Here is a 1,532-nt window from a genome sequence, read left to right as displayed (position 1 = left end):
AGCCGGGCGCGCCAGGCCCGGAGCAGTCCGGTGAGGCGGGCGGCCAGCCGGGCGGGGAGCCGGTCCGCGCGGTGGGAGGGACCGCCGGGCGGCGGGGGCGGGGGCGGGTCCGGGTCCGGCTTGCGGGGTTCCTTCGCCACCAGCAGCACGTCGATGTCCGGATCCGCGCGCCACTGCGGCTCCCACGGCTCCTGGCGCACGGTGCGGTGCGGGCCGGCGGTCATCCGCGCCCGCAGGCGCTCGGACACGTCCCGGAAGCCGGCCTCGCCGCCCTCGTCGAGCAGGTCCGCGAGCGCGGCGGTGCAGGGCGTCGCCGTCCTCGGGCCGCCCGCGTCGATGCGGTGGTTGGCCTGCACGCTCATCAGCAGCAGCACCCGCCGCTTGTCGCGGAAGGTCTCCCACACCCAGGCCGCGTTGCCCGCGAAGCAGCAGTCGAGGATCACCACGATCCGCCGGGCCGGGCTGGTGGCCAGCACCGTCAGCACGGTGGTGAACATCTCCGCGCCGGGGAACACCGCGTGCCCGCCCGCGATCACGCTGGCGTTGCGCATCTGCAGGAACAGCTCGTCGCCCGCGCTCGGGATGGCGCCGTGTCCCGCGAAGTAGAACAGCAGCACCCCCTCGGCCTCCTGCGCGGCCGAGCTGAGCTGCCGCCCGAACTCGTCGAGGGAGGGCGAACGGGCGACCCTGATCTCCTCCTCGCCGAACACCCCGCCCCGGGCGAGCACGTCCCGCATCCGGGTCACGTTGTGCTTGACGGCGGGCAGGTCGCCGGGCACGCCGTGCGGCGCCTCCGTCAGCTCGTACTCCGACACCCCCACCAGCAGCGCCCGGTTGGGCAGCCCCCGCGGGTCGAAACCGGACACCGGCCTACCTGCCGTCGAGGTTCACCGGATCGACCGTGCCCTCCGGCGGCTCACCGTCCTCGACGTCCCGCCGGTTGGCCCGCCAGGCCGACACCGCCCGCTTGACCTGATCCACCAGTTCCGTGAAGACGGCGCCCGCACCGGCCCCCACGATCACCAGGACGATCTCCATGCCGACGCCCATCGGGGCGCCCGTCTCGTCCGTGCGGCGCCGCTCGTGGATCCGTAACTCCCCCGCGCGCACCAGCTCGTCCAGCGGTTTCTCCCGCTCCAGCCACTTGCGCAGCGCCCCGATGTCGCTCTCGCTCGCCGTCCCGTCCAGTCGCACCCGAATGCCCGCGTCGGCCACACCGTCCCCCTCAGCCATAACACACCATCATGGCACCGCGGATGGCGCGAAGGGAGGGGTCCGACGCCCCTCCCGGCCCCTCAGCCCTGCTTCTGCACCTCCTGCAACCGCGCCAGCCGGCGCCGCACATGCTCCAGCGCCCCTTCCCGCCGGCCGGGCACCACCGTCCGCAACGCGGCCAGTTCCGGGCCGAGTTCACGCGCCCGGTGCACGTCGTCGATCCGGCCCCACTGGTGGTGCGCGCGGTCCACGGCCGCCTCGACCCCGGGCCCGTCCGCCGGCTGGCCGGCGCCCAGCCGCGCCCGCGCCACGGCCAG

General features: G+C 75.2%; 2 protein-coding genes and 1 pseudogene. All 3 read right to left on the bottom strand.

Annotated elements, in window-relative coordinates; translation table 11 throughout:
• Positions 1 to 866, bottom strand: an 866-nt coding sequence (locus G3I53_RS16920; protein ID WP_164438507.1) for a caspase family protein, incomplete at its 3' end; no start/stop codon positions are given.
• Between the two features lie 4 nt (positions 867 to 870).
• On the bottom strand, positions 871 to 1,233 hold the full coding sequence (locus tag G3I53_RS16915) for a hypothetical protein (RefSeq protein ID WP_164336639.1): 363 nt from the start codon (positions 1,231 to 1,233) through the stop codon (positions 871 to 873).
• Between the two features lie 62 nt (positions 1,234 to 1,295).
• Positions 1,296 to 1,532 (bottom strand): annotated as a pseudogene (locus G3I53_RS16910) (hypothetical protein); the annotation flags it as partial.

Source organism: Streptomyces sp. SID14436, from assembly GCF_010548465.1.
Lineage (GTDB): Bacteria > Actinomycetota > Actinomycetes > Streptomycetales > Streptomycetaceae > Streptomyces.
Note: the sequence above shows the minus strand (reverse complement) of the source record. Positions and strands in the feature narration are given on the sequence as shown.